Below are 16,345 nucleotides of genomic sequence, written 5' to 3' on the forward strand. Positions count from 1 at the left end.
CACGGGGCGCCCCCGCCCCCTCAGCCCGCCCGGTGCTCCCCGGGCCCGCCCCGTGGGCGCTCAGGGCATCAGCGACCGCAGATACCTCGCCCCGTCCGGCAGCAGCTCCGGGAACGCGGCCGCCTCCGGGTACCAGGCCGCCTCGTACTCCCAGCACACCCAGCCCTCGAACCCGCCCGAGCCCAGCGCCGCCACGCAGTCGCCGAGCGGCAGCACTCCGGCGCCGAGCGGCAGCGGCGTGGTGTCGTCCCGGCCGGCTATGTCCTTGACCTGGACGTATCCGAGGTAGGGAGCCGCGGCGGTGAAGGAGTCCTGCGGCGCCTCGCCCGCGCGCCAGGTGTGCATCACATCCCAGATCACGCCCGCGCCCTCGTACCCCAGCCGGGCCAGGACCCGGGCGGCGTCGGCGGCGCGCGGGTGCGAGTCGTGCGTCTCGAGCAGCACCCGCACCCCGAGGTCCGCGGCGAACGGGGCCACCTCGGCCAGACGGCGCACCGCGTTGTCGTCGGCCTTCGCCGCGGGCAGGTCGCCCCCGCCGGGGAAGACCCGCACGAACGCCGCGCCGATGTCCGCGGCCAGCCGGACGTGCTCGCGTATCTCCGCCACCAGTGACGCGTCGTCACCCTCGGCGGCGACGCGGGTGTACGAGGCGATCGTGAGCGGCACCAGGCCGGCCCCGGCGAACCGCCCGGCGACGGCGGACCGCGCCGCGGTGTCGAGACCGGTGGTGACGGGCTCGCCCTCGCTCGCCCGCAACTCGACGCCCTGGAACCCGCTGTCGGCGGCCAGCCGCAGTACCTGCTCCAGGGCCATCCCGGGCACGCCGAGGGTGGAGAACGCGAGCTTCATGCCGCGAATCTAGCTCCGGCCCCGGCGGGCTGGGAAGGGATCTTCCGGTTGTCCACAGGCCCGCCCGGCCGGGCCCGCGGGGTTTTCCACAGGCCGGAACGGGCTGTCGTGCGCGGGAGGTAACGTCGGACCACCAGTCGCCGGAACGAGGGGGGAGCGGCGATGCGACCAGCCGGCAGCCGCGGCGCGGACACGCCGGGCCGGGATCCCGGGTCCGCCCGGACGCCCGCCCAGGGCCCGCCCGACGGCGGGCAGGCGGGCGGGGCCCAGCCGGTGCGCCTGTCCGTGCTGGAGGGCGTCCTGGAGCGGATCACGTACGCCAACGAGGAGACGGGGTACACCGTCGCCCGCGTGGACACCGGCCGCGGCGGGGGCGACCTGCTCACGGTGGTCGGCGCGTTGCTCGGCGCCCAGCCGGGCGAGTCCCTGCGGCTGCACGGCCGCTGGACGTCGCACCCGCAGTACGGCAAGCAGTTCTCGGTGGAGAACTACACCACGGTGTTGCCCGCCACCGTCCAGGGCATCCGGCGGTACCTCGGCTCGGGCCTGATCAAGGGCATCGGGCCCCGCATCGCCGAGCGGATCGTGGACCACTTCGGCACCGACACCCTGGAGATCATCGAGAAGGAGCCGGAGCGGCTCGTCGAGGTCCCCGGCCTCGGCCCCAAGCGCACCAGGATGATCGGCGCGGCGTGGGAGGAGCAGAAGGCCATCAAGGAGGTGATGGTCTTCCTCCAGGGCGTCGGCGTCTCCACCTCCCTGGCCGTGCGCATCTACAAGAGCTACGGCGACTCCTCGACCTCCGTGGTGCGCAACGAGCCCTACCGGCTGGCCGCCGACGTGTGGGGCATCGGCTTCCTCACCGCGGACAGGATCGCCCAGGCCGTCGGCATACCGCACGACAGCCCGCAGCGGGTGAAGGCCGGATTGCAGTACGCGCTGTCGCAGTCCACCGACAGCGGGCACTGCTACCTGCCCGAGGAGAAGCTGATCGCGGACTCGGTCAAGCTCCTCCAGGTGGACACCGGCCTGGTCATCGAGTGCCTGGCCGAGCTGGTGGCGGAGGAGGGCGTGATCCGCGAGACCGTCCCCGACCGGGACGGGCAGCCGGTGAACGCCGTGTACCTGGTGCCCTTCCACCGGGCGGAGCTCTCCCTGGCCGGGCAGTTGCTGCGGCTGCTGCGGGCCGAGCACGACCGCATGCCCGCCTTCGCCGACGTGGACTGGGACCGCGCGCTGGCCTGGCTGCGCTCGCAGACCGGCGCCGACCTCGCCCCGGAGCAGGAGGCGGCGGTGCGCCTGGCGCTGACGCGCAGGGTCGCGGTGCTCACCGGGGGCCCGGGGTGCGGCAAGTCCTTCACGGTCCGGTCCATCGTCACCCTGGCGCGCGCCAAGCACGCCAAGGTGGTGCTCGCCGCTCCCACCGGGCGGGCGGCCAAGCGGCTGTCGGAGCTCACCGGCTGCGACGCCTCGACGGTGCACCGCCTGCTGGAGCTCAAGCCCGGGGGCGACGCCGCCTACGACCGGGAACGGCCGCTGGACGCCGACCTGGTCGTGGTCGACGAGGCCTCCATGCTGGACCTGCTGCTGGCGAACAAGCTGGTCAAGGCGGTGCCGCCGGGGGCGCACCTGGTGTTCGTCGGGGATGTGGACCAGCTCCCGAGCGTCGGGGCGGGCGAGGTCCTGCGGGACCTGCTCGCCGACGGCAGCCCGGTGCCCTCGGTGCGGCTGACGAGGATCTTCCGCCAGGCCCAGCAGTCCGGGGTGGTCACCAACGCGCACCGGATCAACGCGGGCCTGCCGCCGGTCACCGAGGGCCTGTCCGACTTCTTCCTCTTCGTGGAGGACGACACGGAGGAGGCGGGCAGGCTTACGGTGGATGTGGCGGCTCGTCGCATTCCCGCGAGGTTCGGCCTGGACCCGCGGCGGGACGTGCAGGTGCTCGCCCCGATGCACCGGGGCCCCGCGGGTGCCGGTGCGCTCAACGGGCTGCTGCAACAGGCGGTCACCCCGGCCCGCCCCGACGTTCCGGAGCGGCGGTTCGGCGGCCGCGTCTTCCGGGTCGGCGACAAAGTGACGCAGATCCGCAACAACTACGACAAGGGCCAAAACGGCGTCTTCAACGGCACGGTCGGCATCGTGACCGCGCTCGACACGGAGAACCAGAGGCTCACCGTCCGCACCGACGAGGACGAGGAGGTGCCCTACGACTTCGACGAACTGGACGAGCTGGCGCACGCCTACGCCGTCACCATCCACCGCTCCCAGGGGAGCGAGTACCCGGCGGTCGTGATTCCGGTCACCACAGGGGCCTGGATGATGCTTCAGCGAAATCTGCTGTATACGGCCGTAACCCGGGCGAAACGGCTGGTCGTGCTGGTCGGCTCGCGGCGGGCGCTCGGCCAGGCGGTCCGCACCGTCTCCGCAGGTCGGCGCTGTACCGCCCTGGACCACCGGCTCTCCGGCGCCCTGCGGGGCTGAGAGCGGACCGCTTGGACGGCGGCGTAGTCAAGTGGGCACTGGGTGCCAGCAAACCTTGGTTTTGGCGACCCCGGGTGCACACTTCGCTGCCAAATGGGGGAAGGTAGTAATCAGTCAGGGCACCTCGACAATGAGGCATACCGTCGGTGAGGGATCACGTGAGCGACAACTCTGTAGTACTTCGGTACGGGGACGGCGAGTACACCTATCCGGTGGTCGAGAGCACGGTCGGTGACACGGGCTTCGACATCGGCAAGCTGCGGGCGCAGACGGGCCTGGTCACACTGGACAGCGGCTACGGCAACACCGCCGCCTACAAGTCCGCGATCACGTACCTCGACGGCGAGGAGGGCATCCTCCGCTACCGGGGCTACCCGATCGAGCAGATCGCCGAGCGCGGCACCTTCCTGGAGACCGCCTACCTGCTCATCAACGGCGAGCTGCCGACCGTGGACCAGCTCGCGGCGTTCCAGAACGAGATCACCCAGCACACCCTGCTGCACGAGGACGTCAAACGCTTCTACGACGGGTTCCCGCGGGACGCCCACCCGATGGCGATGCTGTCCTCCGTCGTCAGCGCTCTGTCCACCTTCTACCAGGACAGCCACAACCCCTTCGACGAGGAGCAGCGCCACCTGTCGACGGTCCGGCTGCTCGCCAAGCTGCCGACGATCGCCGCCTACGCGTACAAGAAGGCCGTGGGCCACCCGTTCGTCTACCCGCGCAACGACCTGGGCTACGTCGAGAACTTCCTGCGCATGACCTTCTCGGTGCCCGCCCAGGACTACGAGCTCGACCCGGTCGTGGTCGGCGCGCTCGACAAGCTCCTCATCCTGCACGCCGACCACGAGCAGAACTGCTCCACCTCCACCGTCCGCCTCGTCGGCTCCAGCCAGGCCAACCTGTTCGCGTCGATCTCCGCGGGCATCAACGCGCTGTGGGGACCCCTGCACGGCGGCGCCAACCAGGCCGTGCTGGAGATGCTCCAGGGCATCAAGGCCTCCGGCGGCGACGTGGACGCGTTCATCCGCAAGGTGAAGAACCGCGAGGACGGCGCGAAGCTGATGGGCTTCGGTCACCGCGTCTACAAGAACTTCGACCCCCGGGCGAAGATCATCAAGGCCGCCGCGCACGACGTGCTCTCCGCCCTCGGCAAGACCGACGAGCTGCTCGACATCGCGCTCGCCCTGGAGGAGCACGCGCTGGCCGACGACTACTTCGTCGAGCGCAAGCTCTACCCGAACGTGGACTTCTACACCGGCCTGATCTACCGGGCCATGGGCTTCCCGACCACCATGTTCACCGTGCTGTTCGCGCTCGGCCGGCTCCCCGGCTGGATCGCCCACTGGCACGAGATGATCAAGGAGCCGGGCAGCCGGATCGGCCGTCCGCGCCAGGTGTACACCGGCATCGAGTACCGGGACTACGTGTCCGTCGAGGCGCGCTGACCTTCCGGGCCGCCGGGCCCTCGTCCGGCGGCCCTTTCGGCCTGCCCCCTCGGTGGGGCGGGGCCGTCTCGCGCGTGTCCTGCCCGTGCCTGTGCGCCCGTCGTGGGCCGCCGCACGGCCGGTCATCGCCCTCGGGCGCCCGTCCCGTGATTCCCGCGGCGGAGCCGCCCTGCGCGCGGCCCGCGCGGTGGGCCCGCCGCGACGCCACCTCCGCGCTGTCCCTTCACGGCACTCGGACACGCGGGTTGGCCGGGAGCGCTCCCATGGCGAAAGCGCCCCGCACCGGATCCCCCCACGGGTCCAGTGCGGGGCGCCTTTCAATCCCCGGACACGGATCCCCCCACGGGTCCGTACCGGGAGTCCGGAAAGCGCCACCCCGCACGCCGCCGGGACGGGAGCGTCCGGGAAGGCCGCTCAAGCTTCCCGGGGTCTTCCGTCCCGGCTACTGCGCGTGTGAACCGTCCCCCAAGACAGCTCACGCCACCTCACCGGGTCCGCCGGGGTCCCGATGGCAGGCCGGGCCGTGTTCGGCGTCGGTCGCACGACAAGCCTGCACCACGTAAGACCCTTCAAACGCCCCTCTGGTTACGTTTATCGGTATGTGATCTGCGTCTCTCCCGTTCCGGGGCGGGGCCGCTGCGAGCAGTGTGTTTCGCATCGCGTAGCGTGGTCTGCCCCAGGGCGCGAACCGACGTGCCCGGCAAGGGCGTTGTACGGCAGACAGGCGAGGTGCGATGGGCGAGGCGGCTGGCCGCAGCGTCGTGGTGACCGGTGGGGGGACGGGCATCGGGCGGGCGGTGGCGCGGAAGTTCGCGGAGGCGGGGGACCGGGTCACGATCATGGGCCGCCGCCGCGAGGTGCTCCAGGCCACCGCCGACGAACTGCGGGCCGCGGGCGGCCCGGAGGTCACGCCCGTGGTCTGCGACCTGGCGGACCCCGACGCGGTCGAGGCCGCCCTGGAAACGCTGCCCGAGCGCATCGACGTCCTGGTCAACAGCGCGGGCAGCCGCGAGATCGCGGTCGGCACCGGGCCCCACGGGGTGCTGGCGCGCTGGCGCGGCGACTTCGAGCGGAACGTGCTGACGGCCGTGCTGCTCACCGACTCGGTGCGGGACCGGCTCACCCCGGACGGCGGGCGGGTGATCACCGTCTCCTCGATCGCGGCGCTGCGCGGCGGCGGGTCCTACGGCGCGTCCAAGGCCGCGCTGCACGCGTGGAACCACTCGCTGGCCGCCCAGCTCGGCCACCAGGGGATCACGGCGAACGTGGTCGCCCCCGGCACCGTCGCGGGCACCGGCTTCTTCGGCGACCGGCTGAACGAGGCCGAGCTGACCCGGCGCGCCGGGCGCACCCTGATCGGCCGGGTCGGCACGCCCGAGGACGTGGCGTCCGCCGTGCTGTACCTCGCCTCGCCGGAGGCGGGCTTCATCACCGGCGAGATCCTCAACTGCAACGGCGGCGAGCTGCTCGGCAGGTGACCGACCGCGCGGGGCCGGCCCCGCGCGGGGCGCGGCTCAGGCCCGGCCGACCAGCTCGTAACCCGCCTCGTCCACGGCCGCGCGCACGGCCTCGACGTCCGGCTCGGCCGTCGCGGTCACGGTGACCCGGCCGTCGGCCGCGTCCGCCGCCACCTCGGTGACGCCCGGCAGCGCGGACAGCTCCTCGGCGACGGCCTTCTCGCAGTGGCCGCAGGTCATTCCGGCGACCGTGTAGACGAACGTCCCGCCCTGGGCCGTGTCCGCGGTGTGCTCGGTGCCGGGGGAGGAAGATGACATGGGTGCCTCCGTGGTCCGTCGGGAGCCGTCCCTGGTGGGCGTGCTCGGTGGCGCCGGCCCGCGGCGCGCGCGGGTCGCGCGGCTCTCCTCGGTCGGGTCCGACAACGAAACTATACCCCTGTGGGGTATGAAATCGCTTGAGGTGCCGTACGCCGTCCGGGGAGTGGGAATACGACCGGGGGAGGAGGGGTTGGCGACGGAGTACGGCCCCAGGAGGTCACCGCCGTCCTTCCCGAGTAGGGAATCGGCCGCGGCCCCCCGGAACCCGCGAAATCCGATTGACGTGCCGTTTTCGCGACTGTCAGCGTGAGCTCCACGGGCAGGCTGCTGAAGGAGGCGGGGGATGTGAGCTGGCTCTCGGCGCTGTCCGGGCTGTCGGCGGTGGACATCACCGAGCCACTCGCCGCGCACCTGTCGGGCAGCGCGCTGCTGGCCTACGGCATCCTCGGCGCCACCACGCTGCCGCCGCTCGTGCCCAACTCCGCGATCCTGGTCACCGGCGGGGTGCTGGCCGCCAGGGGGCAGTTGAACATCGTCGCCGTCCTGGCCGTGGTCGCGCTCAGCGCCCTCCTCGGCGACATGCTGATCCACCGCGGCGGTGCCGCCGCGAGCGGGCGCGTGCTGGGCCGGCTCTACCGCCGCCCCCGGCGCCGGGCGCTGATCGAGTGGACGGCGCTGCGCATCCGGCGGCACGGGATCCCGTTCGTCATCGCCTGCCGCTTCCTGCCCAGCGGGCGGCTGTTCGGCGGCCTGACCGCGGGCATCGTGCGCTATCCCGCCTCCCACTACCTGGCCGGCGCGTTCGTCGCCGAGGCGGTGTGGGCGAGCTATTCGGTGGGCCTGGGCTACTTCGGCGGCCAGGCCACCTCCAACTCCCTGTACGCGGTGGGCATCGGCCTGGGGGTCTCCACGCTCGTCGCCACCCTCGGCGGGCTCGTCCAGTGGGCGGCGCGCCGCCGGGACCGGGCGCGTCCGGTGTCCGTGGCGGACCACCCCCTGCCCGGCCCCGCGGGCGCCGGTGCGCTGGGCGCGGGGGCGGCGCACGGCGCGGTGCCCCCGCAGCGCGAACGGGTCAGGTGCGGCGGGTGGCCGGGGCGTCCTCGCCCATGATCGGCGCCAGGTAGGCGTGCAGGAGCTTCTTCAGCTCCACCACCAGCGCCGCCTGCTCCTCCTCGTCCTCCTTCTCCAGCAGCGCGTGCAGGACCCCGAAGAACGCGGACCAGCAGATGTCCGTGGTCCTGGCCAGCGCCTTCTCGTCCAAGTGCGGGGCCCGGGCGGCGATCAGCGCCTTGAGCTTGGCCAGCATCGAGGTGTGCAGCACGTCGTGGTCCTCGGTGAGCCGCTGCGGCCGCTCCGGACCGTGCAGCAGGGTGAAGCACACCGGGTTGGCCAACTGGAACTCCACCATCGGGTCGATCACGCGGTCGATCAGCTCGGGCAGGGTGAGCAGTTCGTGGTCGAGGGACAGGGCGGTGCCGTGCACGTTCTCCATCTGGACGACCAGGCGCTCGGACAGGGCGTCGCCGATGGCCTCCTTGTTCGGGAAGAACTGGTAGAGCGTGCCGGGGGAGACCCCGGCCTCACGGGCGATTGCGTTGGTGCTCGCGGACTGGTAGCCGACGGTGCAGAACACGCTCGCCGCGGCGTCGAGCAACTGGGCGATGCGGCGCTCGCCGCGCGCCTGGCGGCGGCGCGGCCTGACGGTCTCGGGTGCCGGCTGGCGGGCTGTCACTCGAACTCCTGAAGGCGATTGACAAACATGAGCGACCGCTCGCATTCTGAGAACGCGAGAGGTCGCTCGCGTTTCGTGGCGACCACGGCACCGCGGCGTCCGCTGCGCCCTGCCGCGGCGTGCCTGTCACGCCGCCGGGCTGCGGATGTCACGGCCCCAGTGGGAGGGGACACCGAAAGATGCCCGAAGTCAACCAGCCGCCCTCCGGCGAGCCCGTGACGGCCGCGACCGCCGCCGGGCGGGCGCGGTTGCGGGGGTGGAGCCGTGTGGCGACCGCCCGGCCCTGGCTGAGCCTGGTGCTGGCCCTGGTGTTCGTCGTGCTCGCGGTCGTCGCGGGCCGCGGTGTCGAGGACCGCATGGCCGCGGGCGGCTGGGCGGCGGACGGGGCGGAGTCCTCCCGCGCCGGCGAGGTGCTCGACCGCGAGTTCCCCGCCGCCCGGCCCAACCTGCTCCTCCTGGTGCGCGCCGAGCCCGGCGTGGACGACCCGGCGGCCGCCGCCGAGGGCCGCGCCCTCGCCCGCGGCCTGGCCGGGGAGCGCGGGGTGGCCGGGGCCACCTCCTACTGGGAGACCGGTTCTCCCGGGCTGCGCTCCGACGACGGGCGGCAGGCGCTGATCGCCGCCCGGGTCGAGGGCGACGAGAAGCAGGCGCAGGAGGTCCTGGAGCGGATCGCGCCCCGCTACCGGGGCGGGCACGGCCCCGTGGAGGTGTCCGTCGGCGGCTCCCTGGCCGTCGGCCACGAGATGACGGAGGTCATCCAGGAGGACCTGGTGCGCGCCGAGCTGATCGCGCTGCCCATCACCCTCCTGCTGCTGGTGATGGTCTTCGGCAGCGCGGTCGCGGCCCTGCTCCCGCTGGCCGTCGGCATCGTCGCGATCCTGGGCACCAGCGCCATCCTGCGCGGGCTGACCGAGGTCACCGAGGTCTCGGTCTTCGCGCAGAACCTGACCACCGCCCTCGGCCTGGGCCTGGCCATCGACTACGCGCTGTTCATCGTGCGGCGCTTCCGCGAGGAGCTCCCGGGCGCCGCCTCCCCGCGCGAGGCGGTCGCGGCCACCCTGCGCACCGCGGGGCGCACCGTGCTGTTCTCCGCGTTGACCGTCGCGGTGTCGCTGGCCGCGATGATGGTCTTCCCGCAGTACTTCCTGCGGTCCTTCGCGTACGCGGGCATCGCCGTGGTGCTCCTCGCCGCCCTGGCCGCGCTGGTCGTGCTGCCCGCCGCCCTGGTCCTGCTCGGAGACCGGGTCAACGCCTGGGATCTGCGCCGCCTGCTGCGGCGCGGGGCCGCGCCTGGCGACGGCCGGGAGCCGGGGCAGGGGTACGCGCGTCTGGCGCGCACGGTGATGCGACGGGCGCCGCTGTTCGCGGTCGGCACGGCCACCGTGCTGGTGGTTCTGGGCCTGCCCTTCCTCGGGGTGCGGTTCGGCAGCGCGGACGCCAGGGAACTGCCCGGCGGCGCCGAGTCCCGGGTGGTCCAGGAGCAGGTGGAGGGTGCCTTCTCCGGCAGCCCGGGCGGCGCCGTCGAGGTCCTCGCCACGGGAGCGGTCGACGAGGGCATGGCCGGCTACGTCGAGCGGCTGTCGGCGCTGCCCGGGGTGCTGCGGGTGGACAGCCCCGCGGGAGAGTTCCGCGGCGGCGAGCTCACCGGGCGGCCCGGGCCCGCGGAGCAGGCCAGGCTCTCCGGCCGGACGGCCCATCTGACCGTGCACCCCAGCGGGCAGGCCACCGACTCCTCCGCCCAGGACTTGGTCCGCGCGGTGCGCGCGGCGGACGGGGACACCCCGTTCGAGACGCTCGTGGCCGGGGACGCCGCGGTCCTGGTGGACACCAAGGACTCCATAGCCGACCGGCTGCCCTACGCCCTGGCGATGATCGTGCTCACCACGCTGGTGCTGGTCTTCCTGCTCACCGGCAGCGTGCTCATCCCCGTTCAGGCCGTGGTGCTGAACGCGCTCAGCCTGACGGCGATGTTCGGGGCTGTGGTGTGGGTCTTCCAGGACGGCAACCTCTCCGGCCTGCTGGGCTTCACCCCGACCGGCTTCATCGAGACCACTCTGCCCGTGCTGATGTTCTGCCTGGCCTTCGGCCTGTCCATGGACTACGGGGTGTTCCTGCTGTCCCGGATCAAGGAGGAGCACGAGCGCACCGGGGACCACACCGGGGCGGTCGTCTTCGGGGTGCAGCGCACCGGGGGGTTGATCACCGCGGCCGCCGTGATCCTCGCCGTGGTCCTCACCGCGATAGGCACCTCCCGGGTCACCAACACCAAGATGCTCGGCCTCGGGGTGGCGCTGGCGGTGCTCATGGACGCGATGGTGGTGCGCGGCCTGCTCGTCCCGGCGGTGATGCGGCTGACGGGCGAGGCCACCTGGTGGGCGCCGCGGAGCCTGCGCCGACTGCACCGCAGGTTCGGCATCAGCGAGGGCCCGCGGCCGGAGCCCCGGCCCCGCGCCGAGGACCGCGAGCCGGCCCGGACGGGATGAGCGGGCCCGGCGGTCCGAACGGGAAGCCGTCCGGACCGCCGCGGAGGCCGGAGCCCGCGGGGGACGCCGCGGCCCCGCCCGCGGACCCCGGCCCGGCGGGGCGCCGGCCCGCCGTACCCGCCTCTCAGTCCTCGTCCGGTGTGCGGCGGCCGCGGTTGCCCGGCCGCTGGGCGCTCCAGGTCCGGATGGTGTCGGCGTACCAGTACGGTTTGCCGCCCTCCACCACGTCCGGCGGTGGCAGATGCCCGTGCTTGCGGTACGAGCGGACCGTGTCCGTCCGCACCCGGATATGAGCGGCGATCTCGGCGTACGTCCACAGAGACCGGTCGATCAATTCACGCACCTCCCAGTGGTGCCGCAGAGACGGCGGACGGCCGTCGGGGGGACTGCGGCGCGCAGGGCGGCGGGACCGTCACGCAAATCTCACGGCCCGCTGCTTTCGGTGAGCAAGACTGCACCGGCCGCCCGGGGGATTCGATCTCCCGCGCATCCTGTACCGGGGCTGTGACGCTACGCCTGCGTAACGGTGACAAATCCGAGGAAAGGAGGGGAACGCCCGTGCGGTGTCCAATCCGAACGCGTGCCCTCGCGGCGGCGCCGACGCCCGGCGGCGCGCCTGCCGCGCCGTCAGCCCCGCAGTTGCTCGATCGCCTTCAGGATCCGCTTGTCCGACACCGGGTACGGGGTGCCCAGCGGCTGCGCGAAGTAGCTCACCCGCAGCTCCTCGATCATCCAGCGGATCCTGGTCAGCTCGGGACCGGGCGGGGTGCCCGGGGGCAGCGCGTCCACCAGCCGCTGGTACTCCCGTCGCATCTCCGCCACCCTGGCCGTCTGCTCCCGGTCGCGCTGCGGCGCGTTCGGCAGGCGCTCCAGGCGGTACTCCACCGCCTTCAGGTAGCGCAGCACGTCCGGCAGCCGCTCCCACCCGGTGCCCGTCACGAACCCCGGGTACACCAGCCCGGCCAACTGTTCCTTGACGTCGGTCAGCGCCGGAACCAGCGCCAGGCTGGCCGAGCCCTTCACCCGCCGGTCCACCCGGTGCGCCACCGCCAGGATGTTGGCGGCCTTCACCACCGTGTCGGCCGTGACGCCGTACAGCTCCGACCGCACGTGGTCGCGCAGCTTCGCGAAGCCCTCCTGGTCCCAGGCGGGGCCGCCGCGGTCGGCCATCAGCCGGTCCGCCGCGCACGAGACGCAGTCGTCGAACAGGGCGGTGGTGCTCGCGTGCGGGCTGTGGCTGAGCGCCAGCTTCGCCTGGGTGCCCAGCCGCCCCTGGATCGACTTGACCGGGGAGTTCACGCCGAGCAGCAGCAGCCTCCTGGTGCCCTCCCACATGGCCCGGGCCTGCTCCGCCTCGCTCTCGAAGATCCGCACGGCCACGCTGTCGCCCTCGTCCACCAGCGCGGGGAAGCCCTTCACCACATGGCCCCCGCGCCGCTCCTCGAAGGTGCGGGGCAGCTCGCCGAGGTCCCAGGCGCGCAACCCGGAGCGTTCGATGCCCCGGCCGGCCGCCGACATCGCCTCCCGGGTCCGGGGCCTCAGCCGCAGCTTCAGCGCCTCCAGGTCCTTGTCCTCGGCGATCCGGCGCTGCTTGCCGTCGACCACCCGGAAGGTGATCCGCAGATGGTCGGGCACCCGCTCGTGGTCCCACGCCTCCGGCGGCACCACCGCCCCGCGCAGCCGCCTCAGCTCCCGCGCCAGCGCCTCCGTCAGCGGCTCGTCGCCCGGCGTGATCCTGGCCAGGGCCTCCCTGGCCACGTCGGGCGCGGGCACCAGGGAGCGGCGTATCGGCTTGGGCAGCGATCTGATCAGCGCGGTCACCAGCTCCTCGCGCAGACCGGGGATCTGCCAGTCGAACCCGTCGGCGGACACCTGGTTCAGCACCGGCAGCGGGATGTGCACGGTCACGCCGTCCGCCTCGGTGCCCGGCTCGAACTGGTACGACAGCGGCAGCCGCAGCTCGCCCTGCTGCCAGAAGTCCGGGTAGTCCGCCTCGGTGATCCCGCCCGCCCGCTCGTTGATGAGCATGGACTTCTCGAAGCTGAGCAGGTCGGGCTGCTCCCGCCGGACCTTCTTCCACCAGGCGTCGAAGTGCCGGGCCGAGACCACCTCACGGTCGACGCGCTGGTCGTAGAAGTCGAACAGCGTCTCGTCGTCCACGAGGATGTCGCGCCTGCGGGCGCGGTGCTCCAGATCCTCGACCTCCTCGAGCAGCGCCCGGTTCTCGTGGAAGAAGCGGTGGTGGGTGCGCCACTCGCCCTGGACCAGGGCGTGCCGGATGAACAGCTCACGGCTCAGCTCGGGGTCGATGCGGCCGTAGGACACCTTCCGGTCCGCCACCAGCGGCACCCCGTACAGCGTGACCTTCTCGTACGCCATGACGGCGCCGCGGTCCTTCTCCCAGTGCGGCTCGCTGTAGGAGCGCTTGACCAGGTGCTGCGCGAGGGACTCGGCCCACTCCGGCTCGATGCGCGCGTTGACCCTGGCCCACAGCCGGGAGGTCTCCACCAGTTCGGCGGCCATCACCCAGCGCGGCGGCTTCTTGAACAGCGAGGAGCCGGGGAAGACCGCGAACCGGGCGCCGCGCGCCCCGATGTACTCGCGCTTCTCCGGGTCCATCAGGCCGATGTGCGACAGCAGCCCGGCCAGCAGCGACATGTGCACCCGCTGCGGGTCCGCCGGGGCGCCCTCGTTCAGCGCCACGCCCATCGTCTTCACCGTCGTCCGCAGTTGGCTGTAGATGTCCTGCCACTCCCGCACCCGCAGGTAGTTCAGGAACTCCGCCTTGCACATCTTGCGGAACTGGTTGGACGACAGCTCCTTCTGCCGCTCCCGCAGGTACTGCCACAGGTTGAGGAACGCCATGAAGTCGGACGCCTCGCCGTCCCCGGCCGCGCTGAACCGGCGGTGCTTCTCGTCGGCGGCCTGCTGCTTGTCCGCCGGGCGCTCGCGCGGGTCCTGGATGGACAGGGCCGCGACGATCACCATCACCTCGCGCACGCAGCCGTTGCGGTCGGCCTCCATCACCATCCGGGCCAGGCGCGGGTCCACCGGCAACTGGGCGAGCTTGCGGCCCAGCGGGGTCAGCCGCTTGCGGGCGTCCTGCTGCTTGGGGTCGAGCGCCCCGAGCTCCTCGAGCAGTTGCACGCCGTCCTTGATGTTGCGCCGGTCCGGCGGCTCCACGAACGGGAACGCGGCGATGTCGCCGAGCCCGATCGCGGTCATCTGGAGAATGACGGACGCCAGGTTGGTGCGCAGGATCTCCGGGTCGGTGAACTCCGGCCGGGACAGGAAGTCCTCCTCGGAGTACAGCCGGACGCAGATGCCCTCCGAGACGCGGCCGCAGCGGCCCTTGCGCTGGTTGGCGGACGCCTGGGAGACCGGCTCGATCGGCAGCCGCTGCACCTTCAGCCGGTGGCTGTAGCGGGAGATGCGCGCCGTGCCCGGGTCGATCACGTACTTGATGCCCGGCACGGTCAGCGAGGTCTCGGCCACGTTGGTGGCGAGCACCACCCGCCGCCCGGTGTGCCGCTGGAACACCCGGTGCTGCTCGGCCGACGACAGCCGGGCGTACAGCGGCAGCACGTCGGCGCCGCGCAGCCGGTGCCGGGAGGCGATGTGCTTGTTCAGGGCGTCGGCGGTGTCGCGGATCTCCCGCTCGCCGGAGAGGAACACCAGGATGTCGCCGGGGCCCTCCGCGCACAGCTCGTCCACGGCGTCGAGGATCGCCTGGACCTGGTCGCGGTCCTCCTCGCCCTCCTCCTCCGCGACCAGTGGGCGGTAGCGCACCTCCACCGGGTAGGTCCGCCCGGACACCTCGACCACGGGCGCGTCGTCGAAGTGCCGGGAGAACCGCTGCGGGTCGATCGTCGCGGAGGTGATGACGACCTTCATATCGGGGCGCCTGGGCAGGAGCTGCTTGAGATAGCCCAGGATGAAGTCGATGTTCAGGCTGCGCTCGTGCGCCTCGTCGATGATCAGCGTGTCGTACTGGCTGAGCAGCCGGTCCTGCTGGATCTCGGCGAGCAGGATGCCGTCCGTCATCAGCTTCACCAGGGTGTCGTCGCCCACCTGGTCGGTGAACCGCACCTTCCAGCCGACCGCGCCTCCCAGCGGGGTGTTCAGCTCCTCGGCGATGCGCTCGGCGACCGTGCGGGCGGCGATGCGGCGCGGCTGCGTGTGGCCGACCAGCCCCCGCACCCCCCGGCCCAGCTCCAGGCAGATCTTGGGCAACTGGGTGGTCTTGCCGGAGCCGGTCTCGCCCGCGACGATCACCACTTGGTGGTCGCGGATCGCCGCCAGGATCTCGTCCTTCTTCTGGCTGACCGGCAGCGCCTGCGGATAGGTGATGTCCGGGACGGCGGCGCGGCGCTGCTCTAGGCGCAGCTCGGCCTCGTCCACGGCGGAGGCGATCCGCTCCGCGGCGGTCTGCTGCTCCTCGGGGTCCCGCATCCTGCGGACGCCGTGTATCCGGCGCTCCAGGCGGCGCTGGTCGCGCGGCATCAGGCCGGGAAGACGTGACTGGAGGTCGGCGAGCAAGGAGCTGGCGAGCGGGGTACCCATATTGAGGCAAGGATAGGCATGCGGCCGCGGGTTCTGGCCACCGGATATCGGCCGACGGCGCGGGAACGGAGCCGGCGGGGGCGCGGAAAACGGCTGGGCCGGAGCGGAGATGGGCGGGCCGGATTCCATTCCCCGAACGGGCCGGGGAGTGGCGGCCGGGATCTCCGGGCCGGTGCGGGCGGGCCGGCGAAGGGGGCGCGGGATCGGCGCGGAGAACGGAAAGCGCAGATGGGGTTGGGTGCCCGGTTTTCCGCGGCGGGGAATTCCGGGGATTTCGGCGGGAGTTCCCCGTGGGGGAGCGGGCCTTGCCGGGCCGGGGGTGAAGACGATGCCGTCGGTGGGTGAACGGTGTCCGAACGGATAAGGAGGGCCGGTTTTCCGCGGGGCGGCCGGGGCGTTCGGGAAGCGGTGTTTCTCGCGTGTGCCCGGCTCCGTGGCCGTAACGCGCCGGTGGGCGCGCGGGCCCCGGACCGGCGTGTTCGGGTCGGGTGCCGCGGCCGTCGCCGCGGCGGAGGTCATGGAGCGGGGCGTGGAGCGGGGTACGGGTGTCCCGCTGGGTGGCAGCGGCGGAGCGGTCCGCCCGGTGCCGGCGGGGGGCCGTCGTCCGCCGCTGCCACCCCCGGCGGCCGCCGGACCGGTCCCGTGGGCCGACGTCAGACGGTCGTCGGCCCACGGGGGCCCGGCTGAGGGTTCGCCGCCGGCAGGGGGTGGGTTAGCCCATGTGGGGGTAGCGGTGGTCGGTGGGTGGGGTGAAGGTCTCCTTGATGGAGCGGGTGGAGGTCCACCGCTGGAGGTTCTGCCTGGCCCCGGCCTTGTCGTTGGTGCCCGAGGCGCGCCCGCCGCCGAACGGCTGCTGCCCGACCACGGCGCCGGTGGGCTTGTCGTTGACGTAGAAGTTGCCGGCGGCGAACCGCAGCACCTGCCCCGCCCGCGCGACCGCCGCCCGGTCCCGCGCGATCACCGCGCCCGTCAGGGCGTAGTCGGAGGCCGCGTCGACCTGGGCGAGGGTCTGCT

At 72.8% G+C, this 16,345-nt stretch carries 11 protein-coding genes; 5 read left to right on the forward strand and 6 right to left on the reverse strand.

Translation table 11 applies throughout. The features are described from left to right. Nucleotides 1-60: 60 nt before the first annotated feature. Nucleotides 61-849 carry a sugar phosphate isomerase/epimerase family protein gene (locus ACYVO2_RS14275; RefSeq protein WP_461008129.1) on the reverse strand — a complete coding sequence of 263 codons (789 nt, stop codon included), beginning with the start codon at nt 847-849 and terminating at the stop codon, nt 61-63. Nucleotides 850-1,011: 162 nt separating this feature from the next. On the opposite strand from ACYVO2_RS14275, the gene recD2 reads away from it, so the two are divergent. From recD2 to ACYVO2_RS14290, 3 genes are all read left to right on the forward strand, one after another. Further along, a complete protein-coding gene (recD2, locus tag ACYVO2_RS14280) occupies nt 1,012-3,330 on the forward strand; it encodes an SF1B family DNA helicase RecD2 (protein WP_461008130.1) in 2,319 nt (772 codons plus the stop codon). 158 nt (nt 3,331-3,488) lie between these two features. Further along, nucleotides 3,489-4,778, forward strand: a complete 1,290-nt coding sequence (locus tag ACYVO2_RS14285) for a citrate synthase (protein WP_461008131.1) — start codon at nt 3,489-3,491, stop codon at nt 4,776-4,778. Between the two features lie 734 nt (nt 4,779-5,512). Continuing rightward, the gene (locus ACYVO2_RS14290) at nt 5,513-6,256 is read left to right on the forward strand and encodes an SDR family NAD(P)-dependent oxidoreductase (protein WP_461008132.1); all 744 of its coding nucleotides are present in this window, start codon (nt 5,513-5,515) and stop codon (nt 6,254-6,256) included. 36 nt (nt 6,257-6,292) lie between these two features. Here ACYVO2_RS14290 and ACYVO2_RS14295 read toward each other — a convergent pair whose 3' ends face one another. Continuing rightward, nucleotides 6,293-6,553 carry a heavy-metal-associated domain-containing protein gene (locus tag ACYVO2_RS14295; RefSeq protein ID WP_461008133.1) on the reverse strand — a complete coding sequence of 87 codons (261 nt, stop codon included), beginning with the start codon at nt 6,551-6,553 and terminating at the stop codon, nt 6,293-6,295. 306 nt (nt 6,554-6,859) lie between these two features. Between ACYVO2_RS14295 and ACYVO2_RS14300 the strand changes: the two genes are divergently transcribed. Next, nucleotides 6,860-7,663: a DedA family protein gene (locus ACYVO2_RS14300; RefSeq protein ID WP_461008134.1), complete on the forward strand. Its 804-nt coding sequence runs from the start codon at nt 6,860-6,862 to the stop codon at nt 7,661-7,663. Here ACYVO2_RS14300 and ACYVO2_RS14305 read toward each other — a convergent pair. Continuing rightward, on the reverse strand, nt 7,626-8,285 hold the full coding sequence (locus ACYVO2_RS14305) for a TetR/AcrR family transcriptional regulator (protein WP_461008135.1): 660 nt from the start codon (nt 8,283-8,285) through the stop codon (nt 7,626-7,628). The two genes, ACYVO2_RS14300 and ACYVO2_RS14305, sit on opposite strands and share 38 nt — an antisense overlap. A 179-nt stretch (nt 8,286-8,464) precedes the next feature. Between ACYVO2_RS14305 and ACYVO2_RS14310 the strand changes: the two genes are divergently transcribed. Beyond that, a complete protein-coding gene (locus ACYVO2_RS14310) occupies nt 8,465-10,768 on the forward strand; it encodes an MMPL family transporter (RefSeq protein ID WP_461008136.1) in 2,304 nt (767 codons plus the stop codon). A 124-nt stretch (nt 10,769-10,892) separates the two neighbouring features. On the opposite strand, the gene ACYVO2_RS14315 is transcribed toward ACYVO2_RS14310, so the two are convergent. The 3 genes from ACYVO2_RS14315 to ACYVO2_RS14325 form a co-directional block, all read right to left on the reverse strand. After that, nucleotides 10,893-11,102, reverse strand: coding sequence for a MarR family transcriptional regulator (locus tag ACYVO2_RS14315; RefSeq protein WP_461008137.1), 210 nt, complete (start codon nt 11,100-11,102; stop codon nt 10,893-10,895). A 293-nt stretch (nt 11,103-11,395) separates the two neighbouring features. After that, entirely contained in the window at nt 11,396-15,331 is a 3,936-nt protein-coding gene (gene hrpA, locus ACYVO2_RS14320) for an ATP-dependent RNA helicase HrpA (RefSeq protein ID WP_461008138.1), read from the reverse strand. Between the two features lie 712 nt (nt 15,332-16,043). Beyond that, a partial coding sequence (locus ACYVO2_RS14325) for an aldehyde dehydrogenase family protein (protein WP_461008139.1) occupies nt 16,044-16,345 on the reverse strand: 302 nt, incomplete at its 5' end.

Source organism: Streptomyces capparidis (assembly GCF_054782095.1).